At 63.3% G+C, this 18194-nt stretch carries 13 protein-coding genes; 7 read left to right on the top strand and 6 right to left on the bottom strand.

Features of this window, described 5'->3' with window-relative positions:
* The first annotated feature begins 19 nt into the window (after positions 1-19).
* Entirely contained in the window at positions 20-1096 is a 1077-nt protein-coding gene (gene aroB / locus FNZ07_RS31585) for a 3-dehydroquinate synthase (RefSeq protein WP_091019688.1), read from the top strand.
* A gap of 138 nt (positions 1097-1234) precedes the next feature.
* On the top strand, positions 1235-2383 hold the full coding sequence (locus tag FNZ07_RS31580) for a deoxyguanosinetriphosphate triphosphohydrolase (RefSeq protein WP_245811746.1): 1149 nt from the start codon (positions 1235-1237) through the stop codon (positions 2381-2383).
* Between the two features lie 78 nt (positions 2384-2461).
* On the opposite strand, the gene FNZ07_RS31575 is transcribed toward FNZ07_RS31580, so the two are convergent.
* On the bottom strand, positions 2462-2839 hold the full coding sequence (locus tag FNZ07_RS31575) for a DUF883 family protein (RefSeq protein ID WP_091019690.1): 378 nt from the start codon (positions 2837-2839) through the stop codon (positions 2462-2464).
* Between the two features lie 349 nt (positions 2840-3188).
* The gene (locus FNZ07_RS31570; RefSeq protein ID WP_091019692.1) at positions 3189-3908 is read right to left on the bottom strand and encodes an OmpW/AlkL family protein; all 720 of its coding nucleotides are present in this window, start codon (positions 3906-3908) and stop codon (positions 3189-3191) included.
* Between the two features lie 187 nt (positions 3909-4095).
* Between FNZ07_RS31570 and FNZ07_RS31565 the strand changes: the two genes are divergently transcribed.
* The 3 genes from FNZ07_RS31565 (at position 4096) to FNZ07_RS31555 (ending at position 11373) form a co-directional block, all read left to right on the top strand.
* The gene (locus tag FNZ07_RS31565) at positions 4096-4803 is read left to right on the top strand and encodes a transposase (protein WP_091019694.1); all 708 of its coding nucleotides are present in this window, start codon (positions 4096-4098) and stop codon (positions 4801-4803) included.
* A 300-nt stretch (positions 4804-5103) separates the two neighbouring features.
* Complete coding sequence (locus FNZ07_RS31560) at positions 5104-9807, top strand: glutamate synthase-related protein (RefSeq protein ID WP_091019696.1); 4704 nt, start codon at positions 5104-5106, stop codon at positions 9805-9807.
* Between the two features lie 99 nt (positions 9808-9906).
* Positions 9907-11373, top strand: coding sequence for a glutamate synthase subunit beta (locus tag FNZ07_RS31555; RefSeq protein ID WP_091019699.1), 1467 nt, complete (start codon positions 9907-9909; stop codon positions 11371-11373).
* Between the two features lie 146 nt (positions 11374-11519).
* On the opposite strand, the gene FNZ07_RS31550 is transcribed toward FNZ07_RS31555, so the two are convergent.
* Both FNZ07_RS31550 and FNZ07_RS31545 read right to left on the bottom strand, forming a co-directional pair.
* Positions 11520-12788, bottom strand: coding sequence for a D-amino acid dehydrogenase (locus FNZ07_RS31550; RefSeq protein WP_091019701.1), 1269 nt, complete (start codon positions 12786-12788; stop codon positions 11520-11522).
* 16 nt (positions 12789-12804) lie between these two features.
* Positions 12805-14064 carry an MFS transporter gene (locus FNZ07_RS31545; RefSeq protein ID WP_091019703.1) on the bottom strand — a complete coding sequence of 420 codons (1260 nt, stop codon included), beginning with the start codon at positions 14062-14064 and terminating at the stop codon, positions 12805-12807.
* A gap of 302 nt (positions 14065-14366) precedes the next feature.
* On the opposite strand from FNZ07_RS31545, the gene FNZ07_RS31540 reads away from it, so the two are divergent.
* The gene (locus FNZ07_RS31540) at positions 14367-15308 is read left to right on the top strand and encodes a tyrosine-protein phosphatase (protein ID WP_091019706.1); all 942 of its coding nucleotides are present in this window, start codon (positions 14367-14369) and stop codon (positions 15306-15308) included.
* A gap of 236 nt (positions 15309-15544) precedes the next feature.
* Here the strand turns inward: FNZ07_RS31540 and FNZ07_RS31535 are convergent, their stop codons facing one another.
* Together FNZ07_RS31535 and FNZ07_RS31530 are read right to left on the bottom strand one after the other, a co-directional pair.
* Positions 15545-16894 (bottom strand): ATP-binding protein, encoded by a 1350-nt coding sequence (locus FNZ07_RS31535; protein WP_091019708.1) that lies wholly within the window; start codon positions 16892-16894, stop codon positions 15545-15547.
* Positions 16891-17676, bottom strand: coding sequence for a response regulator (locus tag FNZ07_RS31530; RefSeq protein WP_091019711.1), 786 nt, complete (start codon positions 17674-17676; stop codon positions 16891-16893). The genes FNZ07_RS31535 and FNZ07_RS31530 overlap by 4 nt, the downstream gene beginning before the upstream one ends.
* A gap of 313 nt (positions 17677-17989) precedes the next feature.
* Between FNZ07_RS31530 and FNZ07_RS31525 the strand changes: the two genes are divergently transcribed.
* A complete protein-coding gene (locus tag FNZ07_RS31525) occupies positions 17990-18190 on the top strand; it encodes a hypothetical protein (protein ID WP_091019713.1) in 201 nt (66 codons plus the stop codon).
* Positions 18191-18194: the final 4 nt, after the last annotated feature.

Below are 18194 nucleotides of genomic sequence, written 5' to 3'. Positions count from 1 at the left end.
CGCAAGCATGATTACCCCCATGATTACCGTCAACGTCGAACTGGGCGAGCGCGCCTATCCCATCCACATCGGTGCCGGTCTGATTGACCAGACGGCACTGTTTGCGCCGCATATCGCCGGTGCATCGGTGACGATCGTCACCAACACGACAGTCGAACCACTCTACGGCGATGCGCTGCGGCGTGCGCTGGCGCCGCTCGGCAAGCAGGTATCGACGGTCGTGCTGCCCGACGGCGAGGTGTACAAGAACTGGGAAACGCTCAATCTGATCTTCGACGCGCTGCTCGGTGCCCGCGCCGACCGCAAGACCACGCTGATTGCGTTGGGCGGCGGTGTGATCGGCGACATGACCGGTTTTGCTGCTGCCAGCTATATGCGCGGCGTGCCGTTTATCCAGGTGCCGACCACGCTGCTGTCGCAGGTCGATTCGTCGGTGGGCGGTAAGACCGGCATCAACCATCCGCTCGGCAAGAACATGATCGGCGCGTTTTATCAGCCGCAGGCGGTCATCGCGGATATCGGCGCGCTGAAGACGCTGCCCGCGCGCGAGCTGGCGGCCGGCGTCGCCGAAGTCATCAAGACCGGCGCGATTGCCGATGCGGCGTTCTTCGACTGGATCGAAGCGAACGTCGGCGCGTTGAACAACTGCGAACCCGAGGCGCTCGCGCAGGCGGTCAAGCGGTCGTGCGAGATCAAGGCATCGGTCGTCGCTGCGGACGAGCGCGAAGGCGGCCTGCGAGCGATCCTGAACTTCGGCCACACGTTCGGCCACGCGATCGAAGCCGGGCTCGGCTACGGCGAATGGCTGCACGGCGAGGCGGTGGGCTGCGGCATGGTGATGGCGGCTGACCTGTCGGTGCGGCTCGGCCACCTGGACGAAGCCGCGCGACGGCGTCTCGTCGACGTGATCGCGGCCGCGCATCTGCCCACTCGCGCACCGGCGCTCGGCGCCGACCGCTATGTCGAACTGATGCGCGTCGACAAGAAGGCCGAAGCGGGCGAGATCAAGTTCATCCTGCTGAAGCGTTTTGGTGAGACGCTGATCGCCCGGGCCCCTGACGACACCGTGAACGCGACGCTCGCGGCTGCCATCTAGCCGACGCAGCAGCGGCAGCAAGCACGCTTCACACGGTGCCCACCTCTTGATGCGGAGAAACCGGTGAGCGACACCCGCAGCAACCTGCCGACCGACTCGCGCGAACCCGATACCGATCGGCCGCGCGTAGCACCCGCAATCATCACGCCAAGCGTCGACGCACTCGAGGCGCATCTCGCGCCCTATGCGGCGCATTCATCGCAGTCGCGTGGGCGCCGTTACCCGGAAGCTGCACCGGCTGCGCGCACCGAGTTTCAACGCGACCGCGACCGTATCGTGCATTCGACGGCATTCCGCCGGCTCGAGTACAAGACCCAGGTGTTCGTCAATCACGAAGGCGACCTGTTCCGCACGCGTCTCACGCATAGCCTCGAGGTGGCCCAGATCGCGCGATCGGTAGCCCGCAACCTGCGCGTCAACGAAGATCTCGTCGAAGCCATTTCGCTGGCCCACGATCTTGGTCACACGCCGTTCGGCCATGCCGGTCAGGACACACTGAACGAATGCATGCGTGAGCACGGCGGCTTCGAGCACAACCTGCAGAGCCTCGCGGTGGTCGACGATCTGGAAGAACACTACGGCGCGTTCGACGGGCTGAACCTGTGTTTCGAAACGCGTGAGGGCATCCTGAAGCATTGCTCGCGCGAGAACGCGCGCCGCCTGGGCGAACTTGGCGAGCGCTTTCTGAACGGACATCAGCCGTCGATCGAAGCGCAGATTGCCAATCTCGCCGACGAGATCGCCTACAACAATCATGACGTCGACGACGGCTTGCGCTCGGGGCTGCTCACCATCGAGCAGCTGTCCGAGGTCGCGTTATGGCAGGTGCATTACGAGGCGGCGCGCGGCGACTATCCGCAGATCGAAGGACGGCGGCTCGTGCACGAGACGGTGCGCAGAATCATCAATACGCTGATCGTCGATCTGATCGATACCACCGCGCGCCAGCTCGAACGCCATGCGCCGACATCGCTGGACGACGTGCGGGCGGCACCCCCGCTGGTCGCACACAGCGAGGTCGTGGCGGCGCAGGCCGGCGAGCTGAAGCGCTTCCTGTTCAAGAACCTGTACCGGCACTACCGCGTGATGCGTATGGCGAACAAGGCGAGGCGTGTGATCGCCGGGTTGTTCGACGCATTCACGGACGATTCGCGGTTATTGCCGCCGGCCTATCAGGCGAAGGATGCCGCCGCGCAGCCGCGGCTGATTGCTCATTACATCGCCGGTATGACGGACCGGTACGCGCTGAAGGAATACCGGCGGTTGTTCGTCGTGGACGACAACTAGGCGCGCGGAAACGCGCCCGGGGGCGCGCCCCACGCGTCTGGTCCCACCCGTGATTCAGCTCAGCCGGTATAGCGCGCCCTAGCGCGATCGCGCGAGCAGCGCACCGGTCAGCAACGCCAGTCCACCCACCACAGCGATCGTGCGCCACGGATTCTCATGCACGTAATCGTCGGCATCCGCGAGCACGTTTTCGGCGTGTTCGCGCACAGCCTCGCGGGTTTCCTGCAGACGTACGCGGGCCGCTTCGAGCCGCTTGCGCAATTGCTCGCGCAATACCTTCGCGTCGGCCTGGGTGCCGTCCGCCAGCGTTTCTTCGAGTTCCGACATCAGCGAACGTAGTTCGCCGGCGACATCTTCGGCGGCATCGCGGCTGTGGCGTGCGATGCGGCGGGCGCGCCGGCTCGTGGTGGTCCAGGATTCGCCGATGGCATCTCGCGTGTTCGGTAGTGCAGTCATGGTTGCTCCGTCGATGGAAGATGGATGTGCATGGGAACGCCCGGATTTGCAGCAGGGTTCCTTGCGAGCAACCTCAGACGTTGCAACTTCGGTGCCTGACCCGCGCAGAAGGGCGTACGGCCTGCCCATCGGACATTGGGCAGACAAGCCGGCGGAGCAACGACAACTCCAGCCCGGCAGAATTTTCATCCCTGGCGCCGACGATGGTCAAAATTACAATGGATTTCATATGCATGCGGCACATGCGCCATAGGCATAGAATCCAGAAAACAAAACGCCGCCACGAAGTGACGGCGTTTGAATGTGCCGGGGCGGTGCAGCAAACCCGGCAGCAGGAAAGCGGGTCGCGCTAGAACACGTAGCCGATCTTGGCGTAGGTCACGATCGGGTTCAGCTTGATCTTCGCCTGCGACTCCACACTGCCGCCAACCGGCGTTGCATTCGGCGTATGCAGCGTGGCCGTCACGCTGAGCGGAATGTACGACACCGAGATGCCCGCGAACCAGTGCTTGGTGATCGCGTAATTGAAGCCGAGGTTAAACACCGGCGCCCAGGAACGATCTGTCGACACGGAGGTCGGACCATGCAGCACGCCTTGCTCGAACGCGGTATTAGTGATCTTCGCGTCGGTGAACCAGACGTACGTTGCACCGATACCCACATACGGACGGAATTTCGCCTGAGCATCGAAGAAGTGATACTTGAACAGCACCGCCGGGCTCCATTGCTTCGCCGAGCCGAGCTGGCCGAACTGCGAAAAGCTGCCTTCGCCGAGCAGGTTGAACTTGGGCGGAATGCCGAGTTCCGCTTCGGCAGCGATATGGTCGGTGATGAAGTAACCGATACTCCCGCCCAGCGTGTCGGACGAATCGATGCCGGCGCCAGTGCCTGGCTGGCTTTGATTGATAGGCGTGCCGCCAATCGAGAGTACCTTCAACGGATCACTGCTGTCCTGTGGCGCCAGATGGAACCAACCCGTGGTGAGGTAGATGCTTCCAGCCGATTGCGCATGAGCGCCCGTGATGCAGGCAAGCGCTGCAATCCCCGTTATGGCCTGTTTTAATTTCATGTGTGCTCCTCCTGAAAAAGCCCGCTCATTATGACCACAACGTTTCAAACAAACCATACGCTGCAGTTAGAGCATTTTCCCTAAGCGCCAGGCGGTTTCCGGCTCAGCCGCATTGCGCCGAATCTAGCGCTCAGGCGGTTCTTCGGACCCTCGGGTATATACCAACGCGACTATTGGATAATCCAGCATGGCACGGCTTGCACGTCTTTATGTTCCTGACCAGCCGCAGCACGTGATTCTGCGCGGACTCGACCAGCAGCCCGCATTTGTCGACGACCAGGATTACGAGCTCTTCATCGATTGCCTGAAGGCGGCCTCGCGCGATCACCGGCTGGCGATTCACGCGTATGCGCTGATGCCCGGCGCGGTCCAGCTGCTCGTCACCCCCGCCGACGAAGCGAGCCTGCCGAAGGCGATGCAGGCTGTCGGCCGCCGCTATGTGGCGCACTTCAACCGCCGCTATGCACGGCGCGGCACCTTGTGGGAAGGACGCTATCGCGCGACTGTGATCGAGGGCGAGCGCTACTTCCTGCTGGCGAGCCGCGTAGTCGAGCTGTGCCCCGTGCGTACCCAGCTCGTGAGCGCGGCGGAAGACTACCGCTGGTCGAGCTACCGGCATCACATCGGGCTGACACTCGATAGCCTCATCACCGATCACCCGCTGTACTGGTCGCTCGGCAACACGCCGTTTGAACGGCAGCGCGCGTATCGCGACCTGTGCGAACAACCGCTCGACGAACGCGAAGCCAGCCAGCTCCAGCAAGCCACGCTCAAGGGTTGGGTGCTGGGCGGCGAGTCGTATCGCGAGTGGGCGGCGCGGGCGGCCAACCGGCGCGTGTCGCCGCTGCCCCGCGGACGGCCGCGCAAGGTGCGCGAAACGCCGCAAACCCAGTAAGCCGCGCCGGACCGGCGGCAGATACGAAAGACGGCATCTCCGCATGCCGTTTTCTTTTGCACCGTTTCGATATGGCACCGATTAAAAATCAAAATCATGCACCATCACGATAATAGGTGCCCGATCATCACGTTTTATTTGCTATTCCCTTGATTCGTCGCGTATATTCCGAATTCTGGCGGTTCCCCGGCACACAAAGCTGGAAGCCCGATCGCCCGCGTAGCTGCACACCGGCACAGCGGAAGGCGAAAACAACAAATGGTTAAACGGCCGCCCCGGCCCCTTTCAGACGGTGTCCCCATGAACGACCCCCTGCAACCGACTTCGTCGGTGCCCGCTGCGCAAGGTCTGTACGACCCGCAAAACGAACACGACGCCTGTGGCGTCGGCTTCGTCGCTCATATCAAGGGCAAGAAAAGCCACGAGATCATTCAGCAAGGCCTGAAGATCCTGGAAAACCTCGATCACCGCGGCGCAGTCGGCGCCGATCCGCTGATGGGCGACGGCGCGGGCATCCTGATCCAGATTCCCGATGGCTTCTATCGCGAGGAAATGGCGAAGCAGGGCGTGACGCTGCCGCCGTCCGGCGAATACGGCGTCGGCATGATCTTCCTGCCGAAAGAACACGCCTCGCGCCTCGCGTGCGAGCAAGAACTCGAGCGCACCGTGAAAGCGGAAGGCCAGGTCGTGCTGGGCTGGCGCGATGTGCCGGTCGACCACGCCATGCCGATCTCGCCGACGGTGAAGGCGAGCGAGCCGCTGATCCGCCAGATCTTCATCGGTCGCGGCAAGGACATCATGGTGACCGACGCGCTCGAGCGGAAGCTTTACGTGATCCGCAAGACCGCGAGCCACCGCATCCAGGCGCTCAAGCTCAAGCACGGCAAGGAATACTTCGTGCCGTCGTGCTCGGCGCGCACCGTCGTCTACAAGGGACTGCTGCTGGCCGGTCAGGTCGGCGTGTACTACCGCGACCTGCAGGACGAGCGCGTCGTGTCGGCGCTCGCGCTTGTGCACCAGCGCTTCTCGACCAACACATTCCCGGCCTGGGAACTCGCTCACCCGTACCGGATGATTGCTCACAACGGCGAAATCAACACCGTGAAGGGCAACGTCAACTGGCTGAACGCACGCACCGGCGCGATCGCGAGCCACGTGCTCGGCGACGATCTGCCGAAGCTGTGGCCGCTCATTTACCCGGGCCAGTCGGACACGGCATCGTTCGATAACTGTCTCGAACTGCTCGTGATGGCCGGCTACCCGCTCGTGCACGCGGTGATGATGATGATCCCCGAAGCGTGGGAACAGCACACGCTGATGGACGACAACCGCCGCGCGTTCTACGAGTACCACGCCGCGATGATGGAGCCGTGGGACGGCCCCGCCGCGATCGCGTTCACCGACGGTCGTCAGATCGGCGCGACGCTCGACCGTAACGGTCTGCGTCCGGCGCGCTACATCATCACCGACGACGACCTCGTCATCATGGCGTCGGAATCGGGCGTGCTGCCCATTCCCGAATCGAAGATCGTCAAGAAGTGGCGTCTGCAGCCAGGCAAGATGTTCCTGATCGACATGGAGCACGGCCGCATCATCGACGACAAGGAACTGAAGGACAACCTCGCGAACGCGAAGCCGTACAAGAGCTGGATCGATGCCGTGCGGATCAAGCTCGACGAGATCGAGCCGAAGGCCGAAGATATCGTCACGGAACGCCGCGAAGCCGCTGCGCTGCTCGATCGTCAGCAGGCGTTCGGCTATACGCAAGAAGACCTCAAGTTCCTGATGGCGCCGATGGCGCAGGCGGGCGAGGAAGCGGTCGGCTCGATGGGCAACGACTCGCCGCTCGCGGTGATGTCGAACAAGAACAAGACGCTGTATCACTACTTCAAGCAGCTGTTCGCCCAGGTGACAAACCCGCCGATCGATCCGATCCGCGAGAACATGGTGATGTCACTGGTGTCGTTCGTCGGTCCGAAGCCGAACCTGCTCGACACGAACAACATCAACCCGCCGATGCGGCTCGAAGTGTCGCAGCCGGTGCTCGACTTCAAGGACATCGCGAAGATCCGCGCGATCGATCAATACACGGGCGGCAAGTTCAGTTCGTACGAACTGAACATCTGCTACCCGGTGGCCTGGGGCAAGGAAGGCATCGAGGCGCGTCTCGCGTCGCTGTGCGCCGAAGCCGTCGATGCCGTGAAGTCCGGCTACAACATGCTGATCGTGTCGGACCGCAAGACCGATCGCGACAACGTCGCGATTCCGGCGCTGCTCGCCACGGCCGCGATTCACACGCATCTCGTGCAGCATGGTCTGCGCACGAGCGCGGGCCTCGTTGTCGAAACCGGCTCCGCGCGTGAAACCCATCACTTCGCGCTGCTCGCGGGCTACGGCGCGGAAGCCGTGCACCCGTACCTTGCGCTCGAAACGCTCGCGCAGTTCGCAGCGGGTCTGAAGGGCGACCTGTCGGCGGACAAGGCGATCTACAACTTCACGAAAGCCGTCGGCAAGGGCCTGCAAAAGGTCATGTCGAAGATGGGCATTTCGACCTACATGTCGTACACCGGCGCGCAGATTTTCGAAGCAGTCGGTCTTGCCGAAGAACTGGTCACAAAGTACTTCAAGGGCACGGCGTCGAAGGTCGGCGGCATTGGCCTGTTCGATGTCGCGGAAGAAGCAATCCGTCTGCATCGCGACGCGTTCGGCGACAACCCGGTCCTCGCGACCATGCTCGATGCGGGCGGCGAATACGCGTATCGCGTGCGCGGCGAAGACCATATGTGGACGCCCGATGCAATCGCCAAGCTGCAGCATTCGGCACGCAGCAACTCGTATCAGACGTATAAGGAATACGCGCATCTGATCAACGATCAGACGAAGCGTCACATGACCTTCCGCGGCCTGTTCGAGTTCAAGGTCGATCCGATGAAGGCGATTGCCCTCGACGACGTCGAGTCGGCGAAGGACATCGTCAAGCGCTTCGCAACGGGCGCGATGTCGCTCGGTTCGATCAGCACAGAAGCGCATACGACGCTCGCGATTGCGATGAACCGCATCGGCGGCAAGTCGAACACCGGTGAAGGCGGCGAGGACGAAAACCGCTATCGCAACGAACTGCGTGGCATTCCGATCAAGAACGGCGACACGCTGAAGTCGATCATCGGCGACGAGATCGTGCGCGACATTCCGCTGAAGGACGGCGATTCGCTGCGCTCGAAGATCAAGCAGGTCGCATCGGGCCGTTTCGGCGTGACGGCGCAGTATCTTGCTTCGGCCGACCAGATCCAGATCAAGATGGCGCAGGGCGCGAAGCCCGGCGAAGGCGGTCAGTTGCCGGGCCACAAGGTGTCCGAATACATCGGCAAGCTGCGCTACTCGGTGCCGGGCGTCGGCCTGATTTCGCCGCCGCCGCACCACGACATCTATTCGATCGAAGACCTTGCACAGCTGATTCACGATCTGAAGAACGTGAACCCCGCCGCAAGCATTTCCGTGAAGCTGGTGTCGGAAGTGGGTGTCGGCACGGTTGCCGCTGGTGTTGCGAAGGCGAAGGCCGACCACGTCGTGATCGCCGGTCATGATGGCGGCACCGGCGCGTCGCCGCTATCGTCGCTCAAGCACGCCGGCACGCCGTGGGAACTCGGTCTCGCCGAAACGCAGCAGACGCTGGTGCTGAACCAGTTGCGCGGCCGCATTCGCGTGCAGGCCGACGGCCAGATGAAGACCGGTCGCGACGTCGTGATCGGCGCGCTGCTCGGCGCCGACGAATTCGGATTCGCGACTGCGCCGCTCGTCGTCGAAGGCTGCATCATGATGCGCAAGTGCCATCTGAACACCTGCCCGGTCGGCGTTGCGACGCAAGACCCGGTGCTGCGCGCGAAATTCCAGGGTCAGCCGGAACACGTCGTCAACTTCTTCTTCTTTATCGCCGAAGAAGTGCGCGAGATCATGGCGCAACTCGGCATCCGCAAGTTCGACGATCTGATCGGCCGCGCGGACCTGCTCGATATGAAGAAGGGCATCGAGCACTGGAAGGCGAAGGGTCTCGATTTTTCGAAGGTGTTCTATCTGCCACAGGTTCCGGCCGAGGTTGCGCGTCTGCACGTCGACACGCAGGATCACGGCCTCGAGCGCGCACTCGACCACACGCTGGTCGAGAAGGCGAAAGCCGCACTCGAGAAGGGCGAGCACGTTTCGTTCATCCAGCCGGTGCGCAACGTGAACCGCACGGTCGGTGCGATGTTGTCGGGTCTCGTCGCGAAGAAGTACGGCCACGAAGGTCTGTCCGACGACACGATCCACATCCAGTTGAAGGGCACGGCCGGTCAGAGCTTCGGCGCGTTCCTCGCGAAGGGCATCACGCTCGATCTCGTCGGCGACGGCAACGACTACGTCGGCAAGGGCCTGTCGGGCGGGCGCATCATCATTCGCCCGACCAACGATTTCCGCGGCAAGTCAGAAGAAAACATCATCTGCGGCAACACGGTGATGTACGGCGCGATCGAAGGTGAAGCATTCTTGCGCGGTGTCGCCGGTGAGCGTTTCTGCGTGCGCAATTCGGGTGCGACGGCGGTAGTCGAAGGCACCGGCGATCACGGTTGCGAATACATGACGGGCGGCACAGTGGTCGTGCTCGGCGAAACCGGGCGCAACTTTGCGGCCGGCATGTCGGGCGGCGTCGCATACGTGTACGACCCGGACAACACGTTCGCGGGCAAGTGCAACAAGGCGATGGTCGCGCTCGATCCGGTGCTGCAACAGGCCGAACAGGAACGAACCGTCGATCGCGCACTGTGGCATACCGGCCAGACCGACGAAGCGTTGCTGAAGGGGTTGATCGAACGTCACTTCCAGTTCACGGGCTCGACGCGTGCGAAGGCGCTGCTCGAAAACTGGGACGCGGCGCGCCGCCAGTTCGTGAAGGTGTTCCCGACCGAATACAAGCGTGCGCTGGGTGAAATGGGCGCGAAGAAGGCCAGCAAGGAAGTGCTCGCGGCCTGATCCGACTCCACACCGACTATATAACCCGCTGATGTGCCGCCGCATTCGATGCGGCGGACACCGCTCCCCTCACTCGATACAGATAGACACGAGAACCACATGGGCAAGGCAACCGGCTTTCTCGAGTTCGAACGCCGCCACGAGGCGTACGAAGCTCCGCTCACACGTGTGAAGCACTACAAGGAATTCGTCGCCGCATTGAGCGATGACGAAGCGAAGATTCAGGGCGCACGTTGCATGGACTGCGGCATTCCGTTTTGCAACAACGGCTGCCCGGTGAACAACATCATCCCGGACTTCAACGACCTGGTGTTTCATCAGGACTGGAAGACGGCGATCGACGTGCTGCATTCCACCAATAATTTCCCCGAGTTCACGGGCCGCATCTGCCCGGCACCGTGCGAATCGGCGTGCACGCTCGGCATCAACGACGACCCCGTCGGCATCAAGTCGATCGAGCACGCGATCATCGACAAGGCGTGGTCCGAAGGCTGGGTTGCGCCGCTGCCGCCGAAGCACAAGACCGGCAAGAAGGTTGCCGTGGTCGGGTCAGGTCCTGCAGGCCTCGCCGCCGCGCAACAACTCGCACGTGCGGGCCACGACGTGACGGTGTTCGAGAAGAACGACCGGATCGGCGGATTGCTGCGTTATGGTATCCCCGACTTCAAGCTCGAAAAGTGGCTGATCGATCGGCGCATGCGCCAGATGGAAGCGGAAGGCGTGACGTTCCGCCCGAACGTGTTCGTCGGCAAGGATGCGCTGCCGGCGCATATCGGCAACACCGCGAAGGAAACCGTCACACCTGAAGAACTGAAAGAACAGTTCGATGCGATCGTGATTTCGGGCGGTTCGGAAACGCCGCGCGATCTGCCGGTACCGGGCCGCGAACTCGCCGGCATTCACTACGCGATGGAGTTCCTGCCGCAGCAGAACAAGATCAATGCCGGCGACAAGGTCGTCGATCAACTGGTCGCGAAGGGCAAGCATGTCGTCGTGATCGGTGGTGGCGATACGGGCTCCGATTGCGTCGGTACGTCGAACCGGCACGGTGCGAAGGGCGTCACGCAGTTCGAATTGTTGCCGCAGCCGCCGGAAGAAGAGAACAAGCCGCTCGTCTGGCCGTACTGGCCGATCAAGCTGCGCACGTCGTCGTCGCACGAAGAAGGGTGCGAGCGCGACTGGGCGGTCGCGACCAAGCGTTTCGAAGGCAAGAACGGCAAGGTCGAGAAGCTGGTGGCGGTGCGTGTCGAATGGAAGGACGGCAAGATGCAGGAAGTGCCGGGTTCCGAGTTCGATATGAAGGCCGATCTCGTGCTGCTCGCGATGGGCTTCACGCAGCCGGTGTCGCCGGTGCTCGAAGCGTTCGGCGTCGACAAGGACGCGCGCGGCAACGTGCGTGCGGCTACCGAAGGCGACAAGGCGTACTACACGTCGGTGGACAAGGTTTTCGCGGCGGGCGATATGCGTCGCGGCCAGTCGCTCGTCGTGTGGGCGATTCGCGAAGGCCGGCAATGTGCGCGTTCGGTCGATGCGTACCTGATGGGACATTCGGATCTGCCGCGCTGAAGCCGAAGCTGAATCTGGCAGCGGCGCTGCCGCGTTCACGAGTTGCAGGAACAGGTGGAGACGACAGCGTAGTACGAGACAAAACCGGGCGCCCGTGAGGGCGACCCGGTTTTTTTACGATGTATCAACGAAGCAACCGCCGCAAATTACGCGCGCCGATAGCGCGCAAGCGTAAGCCCGTCGAGATCGATCTCCGGTGTGCGCTGCGTGATCAGATCGGCGACGACGCGCGCGGAGCCGAGCGACATCGCCCAGCCCGTTGAACCGTGTCCGAGATTGATCCACAGGTTGTCGACACCCGATGGCCCGAGCAGTGGTGCGCCATCCGGTGTCATTGGCCGGCGTCCTACCCAGAAGTGCGCGGACGATGGTTTTGCCGCATGCGGAAACCAGTCGTCGAGGACTTTCATCAGCGTATGCAGCGCCTGTTCGCGCAGCGTCGCGCGGGCATTGCCGAGTTCGGCGGTGCCGGCTACGCGCAGGTTGGTACCGAAGCGCGTGATCGCCGTCTTCAGCGATTCGTCCATCAGAGCAGCGCGCGGTGCCTTTTCGTCATCGATAACCGGCAGCGTCGCCGAGTAGCCCTTCACCGGATAGAGCGGCACCTTCACGCCGAGCGGCGCGAGCAGTGCCGCACTGTCGACACCGAGCGCAACCACCACCGCATCCGCCGCCAGCGTCTCGCTGCCGCGCGCACTGTCGATACGCACACCACGCACCGCACCACCTTGCACGTCGAGCGCGCCGACGCTGGTTTCGAAGCGAAACCGCACACCGGCTCTTTCGCACAGCATGCGCAGCTCGCGTGTGAAGCGCGCGCAATCGCCGGCTTCATCGTCCGGCAGATACAGACCGGAAACCGGCGTTTCGCGCGCCCAGCGCAAGCCCGGTTCGATCTGCACGCATTCGGCGGCGCTCACTTCACGATGCGCGATACCGGCATCGCGCAGCACCGCAAGCGAAGGCTGCGCAAGTTCGACGTCGTAGTCGCTGCGAAAGAGCTGCAGATAACCTTTGCTACGCCCGTACTCGAACGGATAGCGCGTGCGGAATTCCTGCAGACACGCGCGGCTGTAGTACGCGACACGCTGCATCCGTTGTTTGTTCACGCGAAACCGCGCGAGATCGCATTCGCGCAGCCAGCGCGCGATCCAGCGCCATTGCGCCGGGTCGAGCGTGGGCCGGAAGATCAGCGGTGAAGCTGGCTTGAACAGATACTTGGCGATCTTCGCGGGCATACCGGGCGCGGCCCACGGCGTGACGTAGCCGGGTGCGATTACTCCCGCGTTGCCGAAGCTTGTGGACAACGCGACATCGACTTCGCGTTCGATGACCGTGACTTCGCACCCCTGCTCGCGCAGAAAAAAGGCTGTCGAGACGCCGATCACGCCACCACCCAGTACGATCGTATGCATAGCGTTGGCGCGTGAATCAGGCGATGGTAGGAGCTTCGGTGAGCGACTTGCCTTTGGTTTCCGGCAGGCACAGTGCCGACACGATGACGAGCAGATAACCCGAACCGGCGACGACCCCCATCGCTTTCACGAGCGTCGTTGTCTGCGATAGCGTACCGACGAGAATCGGGAAGAACGAGCCGATACCGCGTCCGAGGTTGTAGCAGAAGCCCTGACCCGAGCCGCGGATCGCACTCGGATACAACTCCGACAGATACGCGCCAACGCCGGCGAAGATCCCTTGCACGACGATGCCGAGCGGAAAGCCGAGCAGCAGCATCATGCTGTCGGTGACCGGCAGCATTGTGTAGACCATGCCGAGCACGAACGACCCGATTGCGAACAGCACGAACGATGCGCGCCGCCCGATCCGGTCGCACAGGATGGAACCGACGATATAGCCGCAGAACGAACCGGTAATCAGCACGACGAGATAACCGCTCGTATTGAACACCGACAGATGCCGCACGGTCTTCAGATAGGTCGGCAGCCATGTCGTGATTGCGTAGTATCCACCGAGCATACCGGTGCACAACGCGCTGCCGAGCAGCGTGGTTTTCAGATGCGGGAACGAAAAAATCTGCAGGAAATGCGAGGTGTCGAAACCGCTTTCGCGCGCGCGGCGGGTGGCTACATAGATATCCGGGTCGCTGACATTGCGGCGGATGTAGAGGATCCACAGCGCGGGCGCGAGACCGATCCAGAAGCATGCGCGCCACGCGAGCTGCTCGGGCAGCAGTGCGAAGAATGCCCAGTACAGGATCGCAGCCGCACCCCAACCGAACGACCAGCTGCTCTGCACGGTACCGACTGCTTTCGCGCGATGCTGCGGCGAGCGGATCGTCTCGGCCATCATGATCGTCACCACCGACCACTCGCCGCCAAAACCGAAACCCTGCAGCGTGCGGGTGGTGAGCAGTTGCCAGAACGAATGCGTGAAGCCGGATAGACACGTGAAGACCGCGAACGTCGCGATAGTCCACTGCAGCACGCGCACACGCCCGTAGCGGTCAGCGAGAATGCCGGCGATCCAGCCGCCCAGTGCCGATGAGATCAGCGAACTCGTCGCGATCATGCCCGCTTCGCTTTTCGACATGCCCCATGCGGCGATCAGGGTTGGGATCAGGAACGAGTAGATCATGAAGTCGAACGCATCGACTGCATAACCGCCGAAACCCGCATACAGCGTGCGTCGCTCGCGCGGCGTCAACTCGGTGAACCACTGGAATGATCCCATTCTGTCTCTTCTCCTCCTGTCCCGCACGGGGGGCGGCCTGCGCCGGGGTGGTCGGTATTTTACGGCGCGTTATTGTGTGTAAGCCATCTGGAACAAAAAAGAACCGTGCTGTAGCAAGGTTTTGCGGGCAATGAGCGAGCGACCCGGCGCACACGGGCGATCCGGCGCAGGAACTTTCCTTACCGTTTGTTGCTCTGTAATCTCGATTTTCACGATTGCCGGTAAACTGCCTGTCGACGTGTGCGCTGCACGCGGCCTTCGACTTCCTTTGCGCACCCGCGCTTACCCCGGACGGCTCGAACATGAATCCCACTGCGACAGCGCGCGCTTTACCCCCCGGCGACCGACCACAGCCCGGCCCGGCGCGGCGTTCCGCGCAGGTCGACAACGGCCGGCGCTCGCTGCTGAAGGGCGCCGCCGGCCTGTTTGCGCTGTCGGGCTTCACGGGCACGCTGCTGACAGGCTGCGGCGGCGCGGTCGATGCCGACACGTCCACCACGCCGCGCATCGCTTCGGTGGAGAATTTCCGCGATGTGAGCGGGCCGGCCGACGGTTACACGACCGTCGATGGCGCGCGTGTGCAGCGCGGCCGCTTCTACCGCTCTGGCGCGCTGACGCTCACCGCTTCCGACAAGGCCACGCTCGACACGCTCGGCATCACTGTCGATTACGACCTGCGCACGCCCGCCGAAATCGCCGCCGCACGCGACGTCGTACCGGTAGGCGCTGCCTATGTGAACTTCAATATCGACGGCACGTCCGAGCCGCCCGCGCTGCTACCCGCCACGTCTACCGATGCCGTCGCGATGATGGAGGCCCAATGGCGCAGCTTCGTGAGCGGCGAGGCACAGCGCGCGGGCTTTGGCGCACTGCTGACGCGGCTCGCCAGCACGACCGGCGCGCAGCTCTTTCACTGCGACGACGGCAAGGACATCACCGGCTGGGTGGCCGCCGTGCTGCTCAGCGTGGCAAACGTGCCGTTCGACGTCGTGATGCAGGACTATCTCCTGACGAATACGTATAACGCGGCATCGACCCAGACGAGCCTCGCGGTGATGCGTGTGCAGCACGGCGAGGCCGCTGCTGCAGCCGCCGCGCCGCTCTATGCCGCGCAGGCGAGCTTCCTGCAGGCTGCCGTCGATCAGGTGCAGGCGAGCTACAGCACGATGAACGGCTATCTGACCGCGGGCCTTGGGTTGTCGCAGGCGACAGTGGCACGCTTGCGCGCGCGGCTCGTTAGCTGACCTGATCTGGTCTGATTTGACCGGATTGGCGCAGCAAGGCCACGTCCGCAGTCGACCTTCGTCGTCGCGTAAAGCGTCGTACAGCGTAAAAAAGGCCCGATTGCCGTGCCGGGCGAATCGGACCGAGGGGAATAGCTCAACGAGCCAGCGCCGACTATACGCGCGGCTGGCGCCGTAAATGGCCATCGGTAAACCCACGTAAGCAACGCGCGCGGCGACGTAAGAGTCCGCAATTCTCAGGGATAAGCGAGCGCCTTCGTGCGCTCCGGGCGTTCGGGTCGTTCCGCTCGCTCGATCCGGTCCGGCCGCTCCGGTCGGAGGTCCTGCGCGACCGGCAACACGATTCGCACCCACAGCCCGCCTTCCGGGTGGTTGCCCACATCGCAGCGACCACCGCGATCATGCGCAAGCCGCGCGACGATCGCCAGACCCAGCCCGCAATGCCCCTCTCCGCCACGCGCTGCATCGAGCCGCACGAACGGCTTCATCGCCGCCGCAATCCGGTCTTCGGCAATGCCCGAACCGTGATCGTGCACGCTGACGATCCAGTGACGTCCGTCGCGCGAGGTCGCGATGTCGACGGGCGGCGCGCCGTGTTCGAGCGCGTTATCGACGAGATTCGTGATCAGGCGGTCGAGCGTCGTGCGCGGCAGCGTGAAGGCCGGGCCGGCCTGCAGGTCGAGTGAGAAGAGCGGTTCGTCATCGAGCGATTCACCGGACGAAAACTGCTCGCGCAGGAACGTATCGACTTCGACTGGCGGCCCGGCATCGGCGGCCTGGCCTGCGAACTCCAGAAACTGCTGGACGATGTTAGTCAACGAATCGATGTCGCGGATGAAGTCGGCGCGATCGCGCTCCGACGTGAGCACGCTCGCGCGCAGTTTCAGACGCGTGAGCGGCGCTTTCAGATCGTGGGCGACGCCGGCGAGCATGACCGCCTGATCGTCGTCGGCTTCGTTCAGGCGCCGCATCATGCCGTTGAACGAACCGATCAGATCGACGAGTTCGCGCGGCCCCTGTTCGCCGATTGGCTCCGGCCGCGCGCCATCGCCGAACGCTCGGGCCGCGCCCGCGACACGCGACAGCGGCCGCTGGATCTGCCACGCGGCCACCAGCGACAGGATCAGTGCGGCGATCAGCATCGTGCCTGCCGCGAGCAGAAAGCGCGGCGGCGGTGGAATGTCGACCGGCGCGACGATCCACATCGGCTTGTCGGGAAAGCGAACCCAGATGCGCGGCGGGTGTGCATCGTCGGCGACGATCTGCGTGCCGGCCGGCAGGTTGTCGAGCAGATGCTGGCGCAACTCGACGAGCGGCGGCTGGATCGGAGTGCGCAGATGCACGGCGCCCGGCATGTTCCAGGTCGGCACGAGATGCACGCGCAACGCGGGCGCGAGTTCCGCGCCGCTCGACGATTCACCGTTCGCGGCATGCAGCACGAGCAGCATGCCGCGCGCAAAACCGTCGATCTCGTGCCGCGGCGGCTGCCGCACGACCAGCACGAACCAGCCGGCCTGAATCGCGAACAGCACGACCGTCGACATCAGCGCCATGCGGCCAAACAGCGTATTCAACGGATTTCTCATGAGCCTGCCGCTGCTTCGTTCGCGTTACGGTCGGGGACGGCGGCACTCGAATCGTTTTCTGCGCCGTCGAGATCCGGATCCGATGCATCCGGCACGAACACATAGCCGCGGCTGCGCACGGTCTGCACGTAGCGCGGATTCGAAGGATCGTCCTCGATCACGCGACGCAGCCGCCAGATCGGCACATCGAGGCTGCGATCGCGAAACGCGAGGTCGTCGCGATGGACGAGATCGTGGATCAGTGCGCGCGACAGCACCTTGTACGGATTCGTGCTGAAGATCTTCAGGAGCGCGAACTCGCTGTCGCGCAGCGCGACGCGCGTGCCGTCGTGCAGCAGCGTGCGGGTCGCGTAGTCGAGTTCGAACGGACCGAAGCGATAGCGTTCGCGTACTTCAGGCGCGCTCGAAGTGACCGGACCGCGTCGACGCAGCACCGCGTGAATGCGCACGAGCAGCTCGCGCGGATCGTAGGGTTTCGTGATGTAGTCGTCGGCGCCGAGCGACAGACCTGCGATGCGGTCGGCCACCGTGCCGCGCGCGGACGCGAAGATCACAGGGATGTCGTCGCCGGCCTCGCGCAACGCGGTGAGCGCGCGCAGCCCGTCGGTCTTCGGCATCATGATGTCGAGCACCACCACCGACGGCCGCTCGCGTTCGAGCCGCCGTTTCAGATGGGTGCCATCGTGCAGCACGGAGACGTCGAGCCCGTTCGCCTGCAGGAACCGGCACAACAGATCGCGCACCACGGAATCGTCGTCGACGATAAGGACCTGTGGATTCATCGTGAAATTTTAGACCGGTCAGTGCCCCGTGCGCGTGACAGCTTTCTTACGGTTACTTACATATCTATGTAAGCGCCGTCCTGCGGGCGTTGCAGCGCGATGGTGTGGGATTGCGCGATATCAAAACACGACCCGCGAAAGTTTTGGAGCGGCTTCGCAACGCGCAGTAAGCGCCGTGGAAAAGCGCGCGCTGCTTCGCCCATTGCGCAGGCGCTTGCAGCGCGAAGATGCTTCTCGCACCACCGTTGATCGCATCTGTTCGCAATCGATAGTGCGTTGATCTGTAGATCCTATTCATTTCGCGAGGTTCATCATGACCAGCCCCGTTAGCACGCATCGTCCAACTCTTCCGCCGCCGACTCGCCCGGCCGCAACCGGCAAAGCTGCCAGCACCACGGCAACACCCGCCGCCAGCAACGCGCAAGCCTCGACCGAAGCCGCTGGCTCGGCTGCGGCTGCGCAGCCGTCGCTGCCGACCGGTCTGGTCGGTCGTCACATCGACACCACTGCGTGATGCG

It is taken from the genome of Paraburkholderia megapolitana, from assembly GCF_007556815.1.
In the GTDB taxonomy this organism is placed as follows: domain Bacteria; phylum Pseudomonadota; class Gammaproteobacteria; order Burkholderiales; family Burkholderiaceae; genus Paraburkholderia; species Paraburkholderia megapolitana.
This window is presented reverse-complemented; position numbering and strand designations above follow the sequence as displayed.

Coding starts and splice junctions, on each gene's coding strand:
- aroB (WP_091019688.1), top strand. CDS start 20: ATGATTACCGTCAACGTCGAACTGGGCGAGCGCGCCTATCCCATCCAC.
- FNZ07_RS31575 (WP_091019690.1), bottom strand. CDS start 2,839: ATGACTGCACTACCGAACACGCGAGATGCCATCGGCGAATCCTGGACC.
- FNZ07_RS31570 (WP_091019692.1), bottom strand. CDS start 3,908: ATGAAATTAAAACAGGCCATAACGGGGATTGCAGCGCTTGCCTGCATC.
- FNZ07_RS31565 (WP_091019694.1), top strand. CDS start 4,096: ATGGCACGGCTTGCACGTCTTTATGTTCCTGACCAGCCGCAGCACGTG.
- FNZ07_RS31560 (WP_091019696.1), top strand. CDS start 5,104: ATGAACGACCCCCTGCAACCGACTTCGTCGGTGCCCGCTGCGCAAGGT.
- FNZ07_RS31555 (WP_091019699.1), top strand. CDS start 9,907: ATGGGCAAGGCAACCGGCTTTCTCGAGTTCGAACGCCGCCACGAGGCG.
- FNZ07_RS31550 (WP_091019701.1), bottom strand. CDS start 12,788: ATGCATACGATCGTACTGGGTGGTGGCGTGATCGGCGTCTCGACAGCC.
- FNZ07_RS31545 (WP_091019703.1), bottom strand. CDS start 14,064: ATGGGATCATTCCAGTGGTTCACCGAGTTGACGCCGCGCGAGCGACGC.
- FNZ07_RS31540 (WP_091019706.1), top strand. CDS start 14,367: ATGAATCCCACTGCGACAGCGCGCGCTTTACCCCCCGGCGACCGACCA.
- FNZ07_RS31535 (WP_091019708.1), bottom strand. CDS start 16,894: ATGAGAAATCCGTTGAATACGCTGTTTGGCCGCATGGCGCTGATGTCG.
- FNZ07_RS31530 (WP_091019711.1), bottom strand. CDS start 17,676: ATGAATCCACAGGTCCTTATCGTCGACGACGATTCCGTGGTGCGCGAT.
- FNZ07_RS31525 (WP_091019713.1), top strand. CDS start 17,990: ATGACCAGCCCCGTTAGCACGCATCGTCCAACTCTTCCGCCGCCGACT.